Genomic DNA, 18,868 nt, shown 5'->3' on the forward strand with positions numbered 1-18,868 from the left:
TTTTTGCTGCCGGTCGTCAGTTGATTATTTAAGCCAGGTGCCGGGCGTCACGCCGGTCATGTCCTTGAAGAAGGCGATGAACGCGCTGTCGCTGGCAAACCCCAGTTCAAAAGCGGTGTAACCGAGGCTGCGACCGGTGGCGAGCAGTTCCATGGCGCGCATCAATCGCCATTGCTGGCGCCACTGCTGATAACTCATGCCGGTTTCGCGCTGGAAGATGCGGCCGATGGTCCGCCCGCTGGCGCCGATCTGTTGTTCCAGCACCTGAAGTTCCGGTGGCAGGCGGTCGAGTGTCGTCAGCAACGGCGCCAGGCGTTTATCCCGGGGCAGGGGCAGGAGCATCGGTTGTTGCGCGGCCTCGCGAATTTCGCTCAGGCACAGGCCCAGCAGATGGACGAATTTGCCCTGCTGCCAATCGGTGGCGAAATCTGCCAGCGCAATCGGTTCCAGCACGGCGCGCAGCAAGGGGCTGACTTCCATCACGCAGACCTGTTGCGGCAGGTCGACACACAACGCTGGCGTCAGGTAAATGGATCGGTAATCCACGCTGCGTTGCATCACCGCGCGGTGGGTCACGCCGGAGGGAATCCACGCGGCGCGGGAGGGTGGCAGCAAGCACAACTGCTGGGCGAGGGTGATGCGCATGCACCCCCGGCGGGTGAACAGCAGTTGCCCGCGCTGATGTTGATGCAGGCCGGAATCGTGGTCGCCGAGGTGGGAGGCGATGCCGATGACACTCGCCGGGTAGTGATCGGGGTCGAACGTTGCGTGGGAATCCAGCCAGGCCATGAAGATGTCCGATTTCATCGATAACGTGTCAGGGTTCGGATAATACGTCAGTCAGTGCTTCTTAAACTCCTCGCCAGTTTTTATTGAAGAGTGACGCTGTGATGAATTCCCGAAACCTGTTGGTGCTGGCGATTGCGTTATTGATGTTCCCGCAGATCGCCCAAACCCTCTACAGCCCGGCGTTGGCGGATATCGGCCAGGCCTTCGGCGTTGGCCCGCAAGCGGCGGGGCAAACCCTGTCGGTGTATTTCCTGGCCTTTGCGTTCGGCGTGGTGGTGTGGGGGCGGGTGTGCGACCGCATCGGGCGGCGGCCGACGATGCTTGTCGGTTTGGCGTTGTACGTTGGCGCGTCGATGTTGGCGTTGCAGGTCAGCACCTTCAACGGACTGTTGATGGCCCAGGCGCTGGCGGCATTCGGCGCTGCGGTGGGCTCGGTGGTGACGCAAACCCTATTGCGCGATCGCTTCCAGGGCACCGAACTGGCTCAGGTATTTTCCCTGATGGGCATTGCGCTGGCGGCCAGTCCCGCACTCGGCCTGTTCAGCGGGGCGAGCCTGGTGCACGCCTTCGGCTATCGAGGTGTGCTTGGGTGTCTGTTGCTGTTGTCCTTGGGGTTGTGGCTGTGGTGCTGGGGAACCCTGCCGGAAACCCGACCGCAACACCTGACCAACGCCAGCCTGTTCGAGACCCTGAGGCACATGCTGCAAGATCGGGACATCTGGCGTTCGACGTTGCTGGTCGCGCTGTTCAACATCGCCTTGTTCAGTTACTACAGCCTCGGTCCTTTTATGTTTGAGCGGCTGGGATTGAGTGGGCAACTGTTCGGCTACAGCGGTGTGATCCTGGCCCTGGGCTCCGGTCTTGGCGCCTGGCTCAATAGACGGTTGCTGCGCAGAGGGTTCACGGGATTGGGCCTGATCCGTCTCGCGGCGGGCGTGGCATGGCTCGGCGGCATCGGTGTGTGGCTGCTGCAAGACAGCGGATTGTTTGTGTTATCGATGCTGCTGGTGGTACTGGCGTTCGGCATGGCGATCCCGAACATCCTCGGCTCGGCCCTGGCCAATTACGCTGATCGACTGGGCACGGCCGGCGCGCTGTTTGGCTTGATGTATTACCTGTTGATCGGCGCTGGGCTGATGCTGGTCGGCTGGTCCCAGGCATTGGGCGAAACCTTGATGCTGTGCGGCGCATTGGCCTTGCTGCTGTCCTGGTGGAAAAACTGAACAATTGTTTAAGAAATGTAAGCGTTGTAGGACACGTCTTGCATTTGCGTGGGATGGATCTGACTATCACGCAAATTGATGAAATGGCATTAAGCCATTTGATGATCGCAAGGATGTTGAGTGCCGTATTCGTTTTGCGCTGTGCTGCGTCGTATGTGGGTGCCGGCTCTGCTGGCGAGTCTGGGTGTTTCGTCACTTCAGGCCGCAGAGCCCGCTGCGCCAGGCCAGGAAGTGTTGCGCCAGCAGCAACAGCAGCAGCGCGACCTGCAACAGCTGCAACTGGAACAACGCCGCCGGCAACTCGAACGCGGCAGCTTCGGTGCGCCGCCAGTCACGCCAGCGCTGCCCGCCCAAGTCACTCCGGATGAACGCTGCTGGCCCCTGAGCGGAACGCGCATCGGCGGCGTTACCCTGATCAGCAACAAAAAGCTCAACGAACAGATCAAGCCGCAACTGTCGGCGTGCATGGGCGTCGGCCAGATCAATCATCTGCTGGCGACCATCACCGCGCTGTACGTGGACGCTGGTTATATCGCCAGCCGTCCATCGCTCAGCAGCGCGCCAGCGGCGGGGCAGTCGCTGGATATCGTGGTCGATGAAGGTTATATCGAGTCCATCGAACTGGCCGACCAGAGCCTGCCGGTGTCCCTCGGCGGCGCCTTCCCCGGGATGCTTGGCAAACCGCTGAACCTGCGGGATCTGGAGCAGGGCCTGGACCAGTTGAACCGCCTGCGTTCGATAGACCTGACCGCCGACATCGCCCCCGGCAGCCAGCCCGGCGCCTCGCGGATCATTCTGCGTTCTCGCACCAACGGCCAATCGCGCTGGGCCCTGGGCCTGGGGGTGGACAACCTGGGCAGCGCCAGCACCGGGCGTGATCGCGACACGTTGAGCCTGAGCCTCGACAGCCCGCTGGAACTCAACGACTCCCTCAACCTCAGCGCCAGCGACACCCTCAATCAGGGCGATCGCTACAGCCGCAACGCCAGCCTGTATTACGCGATCCCCTACGGCTATTGGACCTGGAGCGTGTTCGCCAGCCACGCCGAATACCGTGCGCCGTTCAAACTCCCTAGCGTGACGTTTCACAGCACCGGCATCACCGACCAACTCAGCCTGCGCGCCGATCGGGTGTTGTGGCGCGACCAGAGCCGTCAGCTCAGTGCAAACCTGCAACTGGCGCACAAGGACGTCGACAGTTATCTGGAGAGCGTGCGCCTCGGCATCCAGAGCCCGACCCTGACCGTGGCCGAAGCCGGGTTGAACCTGTTCTGGCTCAACAGCGCGGTGTGGAACCTCGACGTGAATGTGGCCCAGGGCCTGCGCTGGCTCGGTGCCGATGACGACGCCAATCGCCAGGTCAACAACCAGCCCAAGTCACAGTTTCGCAAGTACCGCGCCGGCCTCAGCCAATGGCGCAATGGCCAGTTCGGCCGGCAGGCGTGGCAATGGCAGAGCCAGCTCAACGTGCAATACAGCCCCGATCCGCTGCCGGCCATCGAGCAACTGCTGGGCACCGACGATTCGGCGGTGCGCGGTTACCGGGTCAACAGCGCGTCCGGCGCCAGCGGCGCGATCTGGCGCAACACCTTGCGCCTGCCGTTACGCAACGATCTTGCGCTGCAAATCACCCCGCGCCTGGGCCTGGACAACGGCTGGATCAAGGCCGACCACGGCGCCCAGGGCCAACGCCTGAGCGGGGCCAGCGCCGGGGTCAACCTGGGCTGGAAAAACCTGCAAGTGGACGTCGATTACCAACACAGCCTCAACACCCCCCGCGGTTTGCAGCATGAGCCCGAGACCTGGCTGATGCGCGTGGGGTTGCAACTATGAATACCAGCAAACAGCCGTCGGACCTGTGCGCCACAACCACGGCCAACAACTCGGCGCGCCACGTGATGCCGCACTTTTATCGAGAGGTTTTTATGCCTGCACAGACATTTGCGTTCCATCTGTCCCCTCGGGGCAAACTGCGCTGGGCGATTGCCAGCCTGTTCCTGATTGCCCACCTGCCGAGTGCCCTCGCCGGTGGCGTGGTGGTCGCGCCAGGTCCCGGCGGCACCGCGCAACTGCAAACCCAGGGTGGCGTGCCCATCGTCAATATCGTTGCGCCCAATGGTTCGGGCCTGTCGCATAACCAGTTTCTCGACTACAACGTCGACCGCCAGGGCCTGGTGTTGAACAACGCCTTGCAGGCCGGGCAATCCCAGCTCGCCGGGCAACTGGCGGCCAACCCGCAACTCCAGGGCCAGGCCGCGAGCGTGATCCTCAACGAAGTGATCAGCCGCAACGCCTCGACCCTCAATGGCGCCCAGGAAATCTTCGGCAAGTCCGCCGATTACGTGTTGGCCAACCCCAACGGTATTTCGGTGAATGGCGGCAGCTTCATCAACACGCCGAACGCCAATCTGGTGGTCGGTCGCCCCGAGTTGAACGACGGCAAGCTGCAAGCCCTGAGCACCCGCGATGCCACGGGACAGTTGCAGATACAAGGTGCGGGCCTGCAAAACCGCGAAGGCTCGATCAACCTGATCGCTCCGCGCATCGACAGCCAGGGCAGCCTTACGGCCCGTGATCAACTCAATCTCACGGTGGGGCGCAATCAGGTGGATTACGCCAGCGGCCAGGTGAATACCGTGGACCCGGCCGGCAACACCACCGACCAACGCATCGACGCCAGCCTGTTTGGCGCCATGCAGGCCGGGCGCATCAACATCGTCAGCACCGCCGAAGGCGCGGGTGTGCGGGTCGGCCCGGTGCAAGTGGCGGGTCGCGACGGCGTGCAGATTCGTTCTGCCGGTGACCTGAGCATCAGTGGCCAAGCGGTTCCGGACAGCCTCGACGTGGTGCGTGCCGGCGTGCGCAGCAGCCAGGGCGATGTCGCCCTGCACAGCGGCAAGGACTTGACCCTGGCCGCTGCCGACGTCAGCGGCCGCGACGTCAAGCTCGACGCCAAACGCAACCTGACCCTGAGCACCGTCGAAAGCCGCAAGCTACAGCAGACCCGCGAAAACTGGAACAACAGCACCATCGGCATCACCTGGGAAACCTACGATCGGACCCAGACTGACAGCGATTCGCGTCAACATGGCAGCCAGGTTCTCGCCAGTCGCGACGCAGTGTTGTCGTCCGGTGGCGACACCGAACTCAAAGCCGCCAAACTTGAAGCGGCGAACAATCTGAGCGTCCAGAGCGGCGGCGATCTGCGCCTGAACGCCGCCACTGAAAGCCACACCACAACCGACCAGGGCAACCACCGCAAACACCTGTGGAAAGCCGACTGGAACAGCAGCAGCGAAGAGCAACGCGGTGTCACCAGCCAGTTGAAGGGCGGCAATATCGCCCTGGCCTCGGCGGCGTTGCTGCGTTCCGAAGGCGCGGCGTTGACCAGCAAGGGCGACATTAACCTCGCTGGCAAACAGGTCGAGATCACCAGCGCCAGCCGCACCCAGCGCACGAGTGACAACCGTTATTCCGGCGATCTGGTCGGTGGCGGTTTCTTCGGCAAGACCGGCGACGCCGATCAGGGCAAGACGCAGAATCAGGGCAGCAAGGTCAATGCCGCCGGCAAACTGATCGTCAAGGCCGACGACGTGCGCATCAGCGGCAGCCAGGTGCGCGGCGGCACCGAGGCCAGTGTGATCAGCGACAAGGGTTCGCTGGTCATCGATGGCGTGCAGGACACCTCCCACGCCAACAGCCACGACAAGGACAGCAAGTTCTTCGGCATCACCAAGGACGAATCCCGGCAGAACACGAAGGACAGCACCACGGTGCGCAGTGAACTGACCTCGGACAGCAACCTCAAGCTCAAGAGCGCCAAGGACATCGAAGTGGCCGGCGCCACGGTCAAGGCTGACGGCACCCTGAGCGCGGAAGCGGCGGGGAATGTGACAGTGCATTCCACCCAGAACACCAGTGAGACCCGCAAGACCACCCAGACCCGTGGCTTCGACGCCTATGCCAGGGAAAATGCCCCGGACGCCGGCCAGTACCGCGCCGGTGTGCATTACGAGGACAAGCAGCAAACCGTGACCCGCAACGATGTGAATCAGCAGGGCTCCAGCCTCGGCGGCGCCACGGTGCAACTGGCGGCGGGCGGTGACCTGACGCTCAAAGGCGCCGAGGTCAAAGCCACTCATGGCGACACAACCCTGACCGGCAAAAACGTCTCGCTGCTGGCCGAGCAGGACAGCCACAAAACTACGACCGATAAAACCAGCACCGGCGGCGGCTTTTACTACACCGGTGGCCTCGATCGTGCGGGCAGTGGCATCGACTTCGCCCACACCACTTCGCAAGACACCACCGGTAAAACCACGGCGCAAACCACCGGTGTACAGAGCAGCGGCAACCTCAACATCAATACCGGCAAACTCACCACCGAGGGCGCACGCGTCGATGCCGGCAAAGGGCTGAATGTCGCGGCGGTCGAGGTCGATAATCGGGCTGCGAGCAACACCGACAGCAGCATGCATACAGAGAGCAACTGGTCCGCCGATATCGGCGCCAATGTCGAATACAAAGACATCGCCCGACCGATTGCTGGCGTGATCAAAGACGTGCTCAACGCCAAGGTGCCGGACAAGAATGCACTGGCCAATCTTGGGCAGCCGAATCTCGGCATCGACGTCGCCATCGGTCATCAGGAGGCCAGCCACACCGAGCAGAACACCAACGCCGTGGTCAGCCAGTTCAAGGGCGGCACCGTGGACGTGAAGGTCGACGGCACGTTGCAGGACCAAGGCACGCAGTACCAGGCGAGCGCGGGCAAGGTGAACATCAGCGCCGATTCCTTGGTGGCGAACGCCGCAAGCAACACTCACAGCAGCAGTGATCAGGCGCTGGACGCCAAGGCTGATGTGCGGGTCTACACCAAGACCAGTGAGGACGTGAACGTGGCCGCCAGCGGCGCGGGCGGCAGCATCCAGACCCGCAAGGACAGCTCCACCGCTGTGGTCGGCGGCTATGCCGGCAGCGAAGGGGTGAACATCAACCTGCGTGGGAACGGTCAGTTCGAAGGCAGCCATTTCGATGGCGGGCAGGGCGGTGTTTCGATCAAGACTGGCGGTGAGCTGGCGTTGAACCAGGCCAACGACCGGCAGAGCAGCGACACCTCCAGCCTGCGTGGAAACGGCTCGCTGAATGTCGGTACGGCGCCCGGCACCAACGGCACCAATGTCGATCTGGGTGCGGGCTTCCAGCTTGATCACACTGGCAAGCAGACTCAGGACAGCCAGGCTCAGGTGGCGAGCATTCAGGGCAAGGGGCCGGTGCTGTTGAGCAGCGGCGGCGATCAAGTCCTGCAAGGGACAAAGGTCGACACCGTCGGCGGCATCGACCTGAAGGCCGGTGGCAAACTCGACCTGCAAGCGGCGACCGACACCCATACCGCCACAGGCAGCAATCTTGGCGGCGGGCTGAAGGCCGGTGGCAGCAAAACCAGCACTGAGAAAAGTGCTGATCAGGGCGGCAACCTCAGCGCCAATTTCAACATCGGCCGGGTCAACGAAAACACCCAGACCTTGACCGGTGGCCAGCTCAACAGCCAGGACAAGATCGCCCTCAGTGGCGATGCGATCCATCTGCAAGGCACCCAGGTCAGCGCCCCGAGCGTGAGCCTTGATACGCAGAAGGGCGGGATCCATCAGGAGTCGGCGCAGTCCACGCAGAACCGTACTAACTGGAATCTCGCGCTCAATGCTGGCGGTAACCTGAGCAACAGCACACCGACGGTCGTGGATGAAAAGAACGTCGCCACGAGTGATCACGGCTTCAATGCCGGGGCCAAGGTTGGCATTGATTACTTGCAAGGCACCACTCAGCAGAACAGCCTGATCAAGGCTGACAGCGTGGCATTGAACAGCGCTGGGGATGTGCATCTGGCAGGCGCGCGGATTGATGCGGCGAAGGTCAGTGGCAAGGTTGGCGGTGACTTGAGCATGGAAAGTCGTCAGGACAGCCAGACCCGCGCCAAGGTGGATATCGACCTGGGCGTGACTGGCAAGAAAGCAGCGCCTGCGGAGAAGGAAAACGTTGCCAAGGGCGGGACTGACTACAAGCCAACACTGAAGATCGACGGCAGTTACGAGCATAAAGACAGTGTCAGTCAGGCTTCCGGTATCAGTGGCACGCAAGGCGTTAACCTCAACGTCGGTGGCGCCACGCAGCTGACCGGTGCACGGATTGCTTCGACAGAAGGCCGGGTCGATCTGGGGGGCTCGAAAGTCAGTTCCACCGACCTGAGCAATCGCGACTACGGCGTAACGGCCGGTCTCGATCTGCCGGAGAAACCGAAAGCCGAGGGCAGCACACCCGAGGTTTCGCTTGTGGGTGAACACAGCGTCAAACTCGGTCCCGTGACAATCGGCGGTCATTACGACAGCCAGTCGCTACAGGCCGGGATTGACGAGGAAAATATCTAAGCACCACATCGCCTGCGGCGACGCTCAAGCTCGGCTCACCTGGTTCGGTGGGTCGAGCTTTTCCTGCGCCCACAATCAGGTTACTTAGAAATAACGCGAGGGCGCGGTTCGCCGTTACGAAGTCTCTTCCAGTGAAGGCCTTGTCAATTTGATTTTTTGAATATTGACTTATCCAGAAGCAAATGCGAAAGAGTGGCACTTCTGGGGTTTGCCCTTGATTCAGATCTGATTTATCCAACAAGGTCATATGGAAATGAAAATAAACTTCATTGCTTTACTGGGAGTTTTATTACTTGTTCAAGCATCACAATCCTTTGCAGATAATCTCAATGGGAAGAATCTCTATTTACAGAGATGTTCCGTGTGCCATGGCGCAGATATCAAGGGGACAGGACCATTGGCTAATAAAAGCAACCCACCAACACCTGATCTTACAACCTCCGTTTTCAAGAAACGGCTAAATGATTATCCGGGCGTTATTGTGTCCTCGGTAATACTCCGCCCCAATGGAAACTTGATTCCAAAAACGTTGCGGGAGAATGGGGTAAAGATACCGCCGCACGCCTGGAGCGTTAATGATCTGCGCGATTTACATGAATACATGAGTGGTTTTATTTCGCAAAAACGATGATCTGAGATGAGAGACGAGCACCGGCATCGACCCCCTGCGTTACGACGTCGATCGCTGGGCCTACAACATCGACGGTGTCGCCCAGTCCAAGCAGCACTCGCCGGGCGCCGGGGTGAAGAACGTGTTCGATTACCCGTACTTCACCCGTTCCAGCGACAACAATTCGGGCATATACGTGGGTGCGCCGCGCACATTCTTTGTGCAGGCCAGCGTCGGGTTCTAGTTCCCTGTGGCGAGGGGGCTTGCCCCCGTTCGGCTGCGAAGCAGTCGTAATTTCAGGGCCGCTGCGCGACCCAACGGGGGCAAGCCCCCTCGCCACAATTCAAACCTTCAGCACCTTCCCGCCAATCGCCACCGCCACCAGCAACACCGCCATCAACCCAAACGCAAAACTCAAACTGCTGCCATGGGCGATAAACCCGATCAGCGCAGGCCCGGCGAGGATCCCCGCATAACCGAGGGTAGTAATGGCCGGCACGGCGATGCTTTCCGGCATGACGGTCTGTTTGCCCACCGCCGTGTACAGCACCGGCACGATGTTCGAACACCCAGCGCCCACCAGCGCATAGCCCACCAGCGCCGCCTCCCAGGTCGGTGCAAACGTCGCCAGCGCCAGGCCCACAGCGGCCGTCAGCCCGCCAAAGACCATCACCTTCGTCGCGCCCAGGCGCCGCACAATTGCATCCCCGGTCAAACGCCCGGCGGTCATGGTCAGGGCAAATGCCGCATAGCCGAGCCCGGCATACGCCGTATCGATCCCGCGCTCGGATGCCAGGAACACCGCGCTCCAGTCGAGCACCGCGCCTTCGGTGAGGAACACGATGAAACACATCATGCCGATAAACAGCACGATGCCATGGGGCACGGCGAACGCCGGGCCGGAACTTTCACTGCCATAAGGCAAGAGATGCGGTACGGCTTTGAGCAAGGCCACGATCAGCATCACGACGACCACCAGCGTCGCGCCAAGCGGCGAAACCCCGAGGCCGAGCAAAGCGCTGACACCCGCCGCACCGACGATCCCGCCGAGGCTGAACAAGCCATGGAAGCCCGACATCATGGTCTTGCCGCTGGCCCGCTCGACGATCACCGCTTGCAGGTTGACCGTCGAATCCACCGTGCCCAGCCCCGCGCCAAACATGAACAGCGCCGCGATCAACGCCGGAATCGACGACACCGTTGCCAACAAGGGCAGCGCCGCGCAGATCAGCAACACCCCGGCACTGACCACCCGGCGACAGCCAAACCGCGTGGCCAGAATCCCCGCCACCGGCATCGCAATAATCGACCCCACCCCCAGGCACAACAGCAGCAAACCGAGGGTCCCTTCATCCAGCCCGGCCCGCGCCTTGGCATACGGCACCAACGGCGCCCACGCGGCGATGCCGAAACCGGCGATGAAAAAGGCGATGCGGGTGGACATCTGTTCCAGGCGTCCGGGAACAAAGGCGGCTTGCGTGTTGAGGTTGGTCATATCGATCCTTGGCAAAAAACGTCGCGTACCCAAGGGACAGTGACTTACCGGTCAGGTTCGATCAGCGTCCGCAGCGGTTCGCGGTCAGGCAGGGCGACATCCTTGCACAGCCCGGCCCTCCATCGCGAGTGCGGGGGTCACTGGCCCTCGCACAATCGGCGCAGGTGTTCGTCGCGCACTTGCAGGATTTCGAACAATCCCAGCGCTTTTAGCGCGGGCAAAGCCTCGACGATGTCCTGCCTGGCCTGGCGCTGCTGTTCATCGCTGGCACGCGGATCGGCGAGCATTCGCGCATTGATCAGAAACGCCCCGACCGTGCCTTTGCGCACCGTGGTGCCGTTGAATTGGCCTTGGTCGAGATCGTCGGGAAGCAGGTCTTCGGCGCGCATATCGGTGACTCCTGTTGAGTGAGTGTTCAGCCTAAAGTGTTGAACCTGGCTAAACTGCGTCATCCAGGTCATTCAATAACGTGAAACTGCCAATGGTTAAACCGCTGATCTCCACCGAACTGGCGCAGTCCTCGACCGCTGCGCGGGTGATTGCCGTCACGCTGGACAGCCCGGTCGAACGCCAAAGCGCCTTGCACCAACATGCCCGTGGCCAATTGCTCGGCGCGCGGCGTGGTTTGTTGTCGGTGGATGCGGCGGATCATCATTGGGTGGTGCCGGCCACCCATGCGGTGTGGATTCCGCCGGGCTGCCTGCACGGCTTGCACTCCCATGGTCCGTTCCATGGCTGGAGCGTTTATGTGGCGGCGCCTGACTGCTTCGGGTTACCGCAGCAACCTTGCATCATCGCCACTTCGGGATTGCTGCGCGAAGCCGTGGACCGCGCCGCGACGTGGGATGAGGGCGTACGGGATCAACGCCAGGAACGGATCGGCCAACTCATCCTCGACGAAATCGCCGTCTCACCCGCCGAACCGTTTGGCCTGCCGCTGCCCCACGACCCGCGACTGCTGAGGATCACCCAGGCACTGGTCGACGACCTGGCCGACAACCGCTCACTGGAACAATGGGCGCAGTGGGGCGGATTATCGGCACGAACCCTGGCCCGACGCTTCGTCAGCGAAACCGGCTTCACCTTCAGCCAATGGCGCCAGCGCGCGCGGTTGTTGCGGGCGCTGGAGTTGCTGGCGGCAGGGGCGGCGGTGACGACAGTTGCGCTGGAGTTGGGATATGACAATGTCAGCGCGTTTATTGCGATGTTTCGCCGTACGTTTGGGGTGACGCCGGGGCGGTATTTCATCGACGGGCTTTGACGCCTACAGTACAGGCACTTTTCACGCTGACTTCAGGACCGATCCATGACGCCGTTTTACGATGCCCGGGGCAATATCTACGCGGTTGTAACGCCTGACGCGGTGCGTCACAGCGGTATCGATCTACCCGGACAGGCCAGCCGTGCCGCACAAACCCGCGAGCATTGGGCGTTATCGGCCATCGAGGCGTTCTGCGGCTGGGCGCCCGGCACACAGCCGCCTGGCAGCAAGGACCATCGCTGCGACGGCCTGCTGATCGGCCCGTTTCAAGCAGCACCGCCCTTTGACCTGCTGATCGTCAACACCGACGGCACCCTCGCCGAGCGCAGTGGCAACGGCTTGACGATTTTCTCTCAGTCGCTCAGTGAGCAAGGGTTGCTGCCGAGTGAAGAGGCCTGCGTGCTGCGGGTTCATCACGACAAAAACGATGCTGTTTCACCCGTAGAAACGTCGGTGAAACCTGCCGAGATTGATGGCGTTCACGGGTTTTGGCTCGACCTCGGCAAACCCTCGTTCGGGCCGCAAGCGGTGGGCGCCCAAGGGGTTGAAAGTGTGACGTTGAACGGGCGCGACCTTAACCATGTGCAGCCATTGTCGGCGCTCAATCCAGCCTGGGCGCGCAGCCAGTTTGTGCGAATCGGCAATCCCCATTGCGTGACCTTGGTCGCTGAAGCCGAAGCACTGCCGAGCAACGCGCAAATGCGTGAGCCGGCATTGGCCGAAGGACTGACCCGCATCGCCTACGCCACGCCGACCGGCGCCGGGCAGCCCTGTGCGGCGGGGGTGAATCTGCAATGGGCGGTGCTCGAATCCGAAGGACAAATCGTGGCCCGAGTGTTCGAACGCGGGGAAGGGCCGACCGCATCATCAGGCACCAGCGCCAGTGCGGTGGCTTGCGCGGCGTGGCGGGTGGGTTGGGTGAAGGCGGGCGAGGTGAAGGTGGTCATGCCCGGCGGCACAGCGCCGATTTTGTTGAAAGAGCAGGGCGGTGAATTGAGTCGGGTGAGTTTGTTCGGCGCGGCGCGGTTGATGGGGTGAGTTCAAGATCGCCTTCGCGGGCAAGCCTCGCTCCTACAAGTACAGCGTGATCCCCGTAGGAGCGAGGCTTGCCCGCGAAGAGGCCCGCCCAGTCAGCGAACATTCAGACCTGTTGCGGCCACTCCACCACCGGCATCTGCCGCTTCATCAACACCTCGCCCCCGCGAATCGAATACAGCGGCAGACCCTGGCTGCGAATCACTTCGTAATCGCTGTCCGCCGACAGGATCAGCAAGTTCGCCGGCCGCCCGCGCTCCAGTCCGTAGCGATCCCCCAGGGCCATGGCTTTGGCGCTGTTATCCGTCACTAAATCCAACGCACTTTGCAGGTTGCGATAACCCAGCATGTGGCAGATGTGCAGACCGGCTTCGAGGACGCGCAGGATGTTGCCGTTGCCCAGTGGGTACCACGGGTCGACGATCGAGTCCTGGCCGAAACACACGTTCATGCCCGCTTCGAGCAACTCGTTGACCCGGGTGACGCCGCGGCGTTTCGGGAAGTTGTCGAAGCGGCCTTGCAGGTGAATGCTTTCGGTGGGGCAGGAGACGAAGCTGATGCCGGAATGCCCGAGCAGGCGGAACAGTTTGGCGCAATACGCGTTGTCGTAAGAGCCCATGGCCGTGGTGTGGCTGGCCGTGACGCGCGAACCCATGTCGCGGCTGCGGGCTTCTTCGGCCAGGACTTCGAGGAAGCGTGAGTGCGGGTCGTCGGTTTCGTCGCAATGCACGTCCACCAGGCAACCGGTGCGTTCGGCCAGGTCCATCAGGAACTTCACCGAGCTGACGCCTTGATCGCGGGTGTATTCGAAGTGCGGAATGCCGCCGACCACATCGGCGCCCATGCGAATCGCTTCCTCCATCAGCTCGCGGCCGTTGCGGTAGGACTCGATGCCTTCCTGGGGGAACGCGACGATTTGCAGGTCGATCAGGTGCCGGCTTTCCTCGCGCACTTCGAGCATCGCCTTGAGCGCGGTCAGGGTCGGGTCGGTGACGTCGACGTGGGTGCGTACATGCTGGATGCCGTGGGCGGCCAGGGTCTGGATGGTTTTTTTGGCGCGAGTCTTGGTGTCTTCGAGGGTGATGGTGGCCTTGCGTTCGCCCCAGCATTCGATGCCTTCGAACAGCGTGCCGCTCATGTTCCAGCGCGGTTCGCCGGCGGTGAGGGTGGCGTCGAGGTGAATGTGCGGCTCGACGAAGGGCGGCACCACCAGGTTGCCGCCGGCATCGAGGTCGTCGGGACCCAGGGTCGGGGCTTCGGTCTGCCGGGCGATGTTGCCGATCAGGCCGTTTTCCAGGTGCAACTCATGCAGGCCTTCTTGGTTGCGCAGGCGGGCGTTGATGATGTGCATCAGGCGAATCCTTTTAGAGATCTTGTAGTGGTGCATCGGCGGTGCGGACACCCAGCACGCCGGTCAATATCACATACGTTAGCGCGGCAGCAGCGATGCCTACCAGCGGCGCGACCCACGGCGAGCTGAAGGCGGCGACCGTGCCGAGCGCATAAGCGCTCAAACCGGGCCAGTTGAACGCCGGCAGCCGGGCATCGGCCAGGCGAGGATATTGACCGCGATAACGGAAGAAAAAGTCCGCCATGATCACCCCGCCGATCGGCGGAATCACTGTGCCCAGCAGGATCAGGTAGGGCACCAGCATGTCGTACATACCCAACGTTGCCAGCAGCGTGCCGATCACCGCGCCGGCCAGGGTCACGGTTTTGCGGCGCCCGGTACGCAGCAGGTTGCACCCGGCGACGGCGAAGTTGTAGATGGTGTTGTCCTGGGTGCTCCAGATATTGAGCAGCAACATCGCCATCGCCGCCATGGCGAAACCTTGCAACAGCAGCACTTCGACCACGTCCGGCTGCTGATAGACGATGGCCCCGTAGGCGCCGATCAGCACCATCAGGCCATTGCCGATGAAAAAACCGATCAGGCTCGCCAACACCGCCACCCGCGCCGAGCGCGAGAAGCGCGTCCAGTTAGTGGCCTGGGTCGCGCCGCTGACGAAGGTGCCGAACACCAAGGTAATGGCGGTCGACCAATCCAGCGTGCCGCTCGGCACCACGGCCAACAAGCCGTCGAGCCCGCCGACCTTTACCGTGGCGACCCACATCGACAGCATCAGCAGCAACATCATCGCCGGCACCGCGATGTACGACAGAATCTCCAGCCCGCGATAACCGACATATGCCGTCGCGCAAAATGCCAGGCCGAACAACACCATCAGCCCGAGCACCGTGCCGTCGTCCAGCTCGAAATACTTGCCCAACACCACCGCCGCCGTGGCCGTGCCCCAGGCGTACCAGCCGATCTGGGTGAAACCGAGGATCAAGTCACTGAGCTTGCTACCCACTTCACCGAAACAGAACCGCCCCATCAACACCGAGTTGAGGCCGCTCTTGAACGCGATGTAGCCCAGCCCTGCGGCGTAAATCCCCAGCAGCAGATTGCCGACGATGATCACCGCCATCATCTCGCCAAAACTGAACGCCACCCCGAGCTTGCCGCCGGCAAACATGGTTGCGGTAAAGAAAGTGAAACCCAGCAACACCATGGCCGTGGAGGCCAGGCCTTTGCGGGCGTGCATCGGGACTTCGCTGAGGGGGTAATCGTTACCGGGGGCGTTCTGCGTCATGGGGCGTTCCTTGCTGAGTGAGAGACGCGGAGGAGGGTTGCAGTGGTCGTGCCAGGTGCGGGTGGTGGGGTTATTTATAGACCAGCGCCGGAGCGGGGGCGGGAAGGGAGTACGAAAGCAGTGCGAAGTCGTGAAGCTCGACACCGTAATGAGGCAGACACATAACCTGTCTTTGATCGTTCCCACGCTCTGCGTGGGAATGCAGCCCGGGACGCTCCGCGTCCCAAATCGAGAGCTGGAACGCGGAGCGTCCCTTGAGGCATTCCCACGCAGAGCGTGGGAACGATCAAACTGAAAGCAGAAACCTCAGCAACGCCGCGACGATCGCTTCCGGCGCATCCTCCTGCACCAAATGCCCGGCATTCGGAACGGCCTGAAACCGCGACCCTGGAATCATTCCATGCAAGGCCCGCCCGCGTTCGATGGGAATCCACTGATCATCTTCCCCCCACAGGATCTGCACCGGGCAACGAATGGTCGGGTACAGCCCTTCGGCCTCAAGGGTGTAGCGCTCGTCCATCTGCGCGATCTGCCGATAGAACGCCGCTTGCCCTACATCACCGAGCCACGGCTGCACATACGGCGCCAGCTCAGAGTCGGGGATTTCGCGCTGGATCGCGCCGCGAATATAGGCAGGCACAATCACGCGCTGGATGTAATCGGGTAAACCGCTGAACGCCGCCTCATGCTGGCGCACGTGCTGCACGAACGGCGAGCCCCAGGGCGTGAGCGCCACCGGATCGATCAGGGTCAGGCTGCGGTAGTTTTTGCCGTTGAGCAGATGCGCACGCAGGGCGGTGGCACCGCCGAAGTCGTGGGCCACCACATCCGGGCTGTCCAGGCCCCAGTGCTCGAGCAATTGCGTCAGCAGTTCGTTTTGTACACCCAGGGACACGTCGCCGTCGGGTTGCGCGGACTGCCCGTACCCCAGCAGATCGAAGTAATGCACGCGATGGGTGGCGATGAAATGCGGCGCGATCCGATGCCACACGCAGGAAGAAAATGGCGTGCCATGCACGAACACCAACGGCGGGCCGTCACCGCGTACGGCAAAGCGTACGGAATGCCCATTGAAGCGATAGGTCTGGGGCAGCGGCCAGTCAGTCATCGGGGGGGTGTCCTCTTGGCAGATGGGAGCCAAAAAGCATAGGCATAAAAAAACCACCGCTGAAGGTGGTTTTTGGACTAACTGACGAAACGCATAACGCGGTGTGCGAGGGCTCAGCCCAACGTCTTGCGCATGTGCACCCGCCGTAAACCGTTCTCTTCGACCCGGTGGGTTTCGACATACCCCCGGCGCAGGTACAGCGCAATGTTTTCACTCATCGCTTCGTTGGTGTAGAGCCGAATGGACGGGTAACCCGCGTCGAGCGCATGGCGTTCGGCGAAGTCCAGCAACTGCCGGCCATAACCTTGCCCTTTGATCGCCGGGCTGACCGCGATGTTGTCCAGCAGCAAGTACTCTTCGGTGTCGATCAGCACCACGAAACCGCTGAGGTTCTTTTCATGGGCGAGGACATGGACGCGCCGGGCCAGCACTTGGCTGGCGTAGTCGTCCAGCATCGGCGCGGGTTTGCAGCCGATGCGTTCGATGTAAGGCGAGTAAGCCGCCTCGACGATGGCCTCGATCTGCGCTATGTCCTCAAGCGTAGCGGGGCGGATAAGCGGAGACATGGGACGGGTTCCTTTGGGCCAAGGATGGGGCCTGACTGTACTCGGCGTCAGCCTGAAACGACAGGCATAAAAAAACCACCGTCGCCGGTGGTTCTTTTCAATCAGGTGGTTTTACTCACCGTGATAGATGCAGCCGCTGGTGCAGGTTTCGTGGATACGAATCGCGCTCAACTCCGGCAGCAGGGGCTTCAGCTCGGTCCAGATCCACTTGGCCAGCACTTCACTGGTCGGGTTTTCCAGGCCAGGAATGTCGTTCAAATAGTTGTGATCGAGGCGCTCGTAGAGCGGTTTGAAGATCGCCTTGATTTCCGAGAAGTCGCGGATCCAGCCGGTATGCGGATCGAGGTCGCCGCTCAGGTGGATTGCCACTTTGAACGAGTGACCGTGCAAGCGACCGCACTTGTGGCCTTCCGGTACGTGGGGCAGGCGGTGGGCGGATTCGAACGTAAACTCTTTGAAGATTTCCACAGTGATTTTCAGCTCTGTCAGGTGGCGATCGCCGCGGCGATGTGGGCAGGCGGCGAGTTTACCAGTTTGTCCTGACTAAAGGGTCAGCAGGCGCTCGCCGAGGCGACCGCTGGCGGCCAGCTCCAGGAACTCGTCGCCCATGCGCCGGCTTTCATCCATCGCCGCGCGCCAGTATTTCTGCCGGCTCGGCGCATCGCCCATGAAGCGTTTGAAGTCGTTGCGGTCCGGCAATTTGCCGTAGGGCAGGCGCGCCAGGTAATCCTTCGACGGCGCCAGCAGCAAGACATCCTGCAACCGCGTCGAACAGGCGCGGCGCCACGGCAAAGTCTTGTCGAACCAGCCGGGAATCACCCGGTCGGTGAAGTGCGGATAGAGCACGATGTCGGTGCCGCTGTAGGGCAGGTCGAGGTGATAGTCCAGCAGGCCGCCGTCGCGGAACGTCCCGGCACCGGCACCCGGCAAATCGCGCACGCCTTCCATGACCATCGGGATCGAGCCCGATGCGAGCAGGGCCTGGCGCAGGTTGCCGGCGTTCAGGGCGATGAAGCGCGACGGGAAGTCGTTCAGCGCATTGACCGGCGGCGCCAGGCGCGGGTCATGGATGATCAGCCGTTCGAAATGCTTCGACAGCCGCGCGCGGCCCCGCAGGTTGTCGGCGATCACCGATGACAGGCCCAGCCCGAGGCGGCCGCGATGATCATGGGCGAGCAGGCCGTGGCTTTTGACCACCATGATGTTCAGTCGGTAATGGGCGTTGTCGAGGATCAAGGCATCGCGCCCGTCCAGCAGCTCATCGAGCATGCGCCGTGAGCTCTGGCTGATTTGCGCCATGGTCACGCCCTTGTCGAAGTTTTGCTCGGTGTACAGATGACCGAGGCGGCGAATGCCTTCGGCGGCATCCGGCAGACACGCGCTGGCGAACCGCCAGGAGCCCACCGACGCACCAATCAACGAACGCTCCCGGGGCGCCGCCGGCAGCCATTCGCCGAACAGCGCCAGGTCCAGACCCTGAATCCCCAACGCCTTGGGCCCACCGGCCGCGCCCGGCAGCGTGCCGACGTCGGCAGCGTCCAGGCCGTTTTCACGAATCCGCGCAAAGGCCCGCGGGCCGGCCTTGAGGGTCAGGGAAGGGAACTTGATGTGGATAGCGGTCATACCGGTCTCGATGTCGGGCAAGCGGGGGATTATAGACATGTGTTCTATGACCTGTAGGAGCCAGGCTTGCCGGCGAAGGCGATTTCACGGACGCCTT

15 protein-coding genes and 1 pseudogene are annotated in these 18,868 nt (G+C 62.1%); 7 read left to right on the forward strand and 9 right to left on the reverse strand.

Annotation, left to right across the window (positions count from 1 at the left end; genetic code table 11):
* Window positions 1-24: 24 nt before the first annotated feature.
* On the reverse strand, window positions 25-789 hold the full coding sequence (locus tag FQ192_RS27400) for a helix-turn-helix transcriptional regulator (protein ID WP_149661329.1): 765 nt from the start codon (window positions 787-789) through the stop codon (window positions 25-27).
* 101 nt (window positions 790-890) lie between these two features.
* Here FQ192_RS27400 and FQ192_RS27405 point away from each other — a divergent pair, with 101 nt between their 5' ends.
* The 5 genes and pseudogenes from FQ192_RS27405 to FQ192_RS27425 form a co-directional block, all read left to right on the forward strand.
* Window positions 891-2,012 carry an MFS transporter gene (locus tag FQ192_RS27405; RefSeq protein WP_149661318.1) on the forward strand — a complete coding sequence of 374 codons (1,122 nt, stop codon included), beginning with the start codon at window positions 891-893 and terminating at the stop codon, window positions 2,010-2,012.
* 120 nt (window positions 2,013-2,132) lie between these two features.
* Entirely contained in the window at window positions 2,133-3,845 is a 1,713-nt protein-coding gene (locus FQ192_RS27410; RefSeq protein WP_149661319.1) for a ShlB/FhaC/HecB family hemolysin secretion/activation protein, read from the forward strand.
* A gap of 92 nt (window positions 3,846-3,937) precedes the next feature.
* Window positions 3,938-8,437, forward strand: coding sequence for a hemagglutinin repeat-containing protein (locus tag FQ192_RS27415; RefSeq protein ID WP_149661330.1), 4,500 nt, complete (start codon window positions 3,938-3,940; stop codon window positions 8,435-8,437).
* A gap of 253 nt (window positions 8,438-8,690) precedes the next feature.
* Entirely contained in the window at window positions 8,691-9,068 is a 378-nt protein-coding gene (locus FQ192_RS27420) for a c-type cytochrome (RefSeq protein ID WP_149661320.1), read from the forward strand.
* 34 nt (window positions 9,069-9,102) lie between these two features.
* Window positions 9,103-9,291: pseudogene (locus FQ192_RS27425) on the forward strand (hypothetical protein); the annotation flags it as partial.
* A gap of 99 nt (window positions 9,292-9,390) precedes the next feature.
* On the opposite strand, the gene FQ192_RS27430 reads toward FQ192_RS27425, so the two are convergent.
* Together FQ192_RS27430 and FQ192_RS27435 are read right to left on the reverse strand one after the other, a co-directional pair.
* Window positions 9,391-10,542 carry an MFS transporter gene (locus FQ192_RS27430; protein ID WP_149661321.1) on the reverse strand — a complete coding sequence of 384 codons (1,152 nt, stop codon included), beginning with the start codon at window positions 10,540-10,542 and terminating at the stop codon, window positions 9,391-9,393.
* A gap of 137 nt (window positions 10,543-10,679) precedes the next feature.
* A complete protein-coding gene (locus FQ192_RS27435; protein ID WP_149661322.1) occupies window positions 10,680-10,931 on the reverse strand; it encodes a hypothetical protein in 252 nt (83 codons plus the stop codon).
* A gap of 92 nt (window positions 10,932-11,023) precedes the next feature.
* Between FQ192_RS27435 and FQ192_RS27440 the strand changes: the two genes are divergently transcribed.
* Entirely contained in the window at window positions 11,024-11,803 is a 780-nt protein-coding gene (locus tag FQ192_RS27440) for a helix-turn-helix domain-containing protein (protein WP_149661331.1), read from the forward strand.
* A gap of 45 nt (window positions 11,804-11,848) precedes the next feature.
* Entirely contained in the window at window positions 11,849-12,841 is a 993-nt protein-coding gene (locus FQ192_RS27445; RefSeq protein WP_149661323.1) for a diaminopimelate epimerase, read from the forward strand.
* A gap of 103 nt (window positions 12,842-12,944) precedes the next feature.
* Here the strand turns inward: FQ192_RS27445 and codA are convergent, their stop codons facing one another.
* From codA to FQ192_RS27480, 6 genes are all read right to left on the reverse strand, one after another.
* Window positions 12,945-14,189, reverse strand: coding sequence for a cytosine deaminase (gene codA / locus FQ192_RS27455; protein WP_149661325.1), 1,245 nt, complete (start codon window positions 14,187-14,189; stop codon window positions 12,945-12,947).
* A 13-nt stretch (window positions 14,190-14,202) separates the two neighbouring features.
* A complete protein-coding gene (gene codB / locus FQ192_RS27460) occupies window positions 14,203-15,474 on the reverse strand; it encodes a cytosine permease (protein ID WP_149661326.1) in 1,272 nt (423 codons plus the stop codon).
* Between the two features lie 286 nt (window positions 15,475-15,760).
* Window positions 15,761-16,582: an alpha/beta fold hydrolase gene (locus FQ192_RS27465; RefSeq protein WP_149661327.1), complete on the reverse strand. Its 822-nt coding sequence runs from the start codon at window positions 16,580-16,582 to the stop codon at window positions 15,761-15,763.
* A 113-nt stretch (window positions 16,583-16,695) separates the two neighbouring features.
* Window positions 16,696-17,148, reverse strand: coding sequence for a GNAT family N-acetyltransferase (locus tag FQ192_RS27470; RefSeq protein WP_149661328.1), 453 nt, complete (start codon window positions 17,146-17,148; stop codon window positions 16,696-16,698).
* 111 nt (window positions 17,149-17,259) lie between these two features.
* On the reverse strand, window positions 17,260-17,616 hold the full coding sequence (gene queD / locus FQ192_RS27475; protein WP_123409926.1) for a 6-carboxytetrahydropterin synthase QueD: 357 nt from the start codon (window positions 17,614-17,616) through the stop codon (window positions 17,260-17,262).
* A gap of 75 nt (window positions 17,617-17,691) precedes the next feature.
* On the reverse strand, window positions 17,692-18,771 hold the full coding sequence (locus tag FQ192_RS27480; protein WP_149661332.1) for a patatin-like phospholipase family protein: 1,080 nt from the start codon (window positions 18,769-18,771) through the stop codon (window positions 17,692-17,694).
* Window positions 18,772-18,868: the final 97 nt, after the last annotated feature.

It is taken from the genome of Pseudomonas sp. ANT_J12 (assembly GCF_008370045.1).
In the GTDB taxonomy this organism is placed as follows: domain Bacteria; phylum Pseudomonadota; class Gammaproteobacteria; order Pseudomonadales; family Pseudomonadaceae; genus Aquipseudomonas.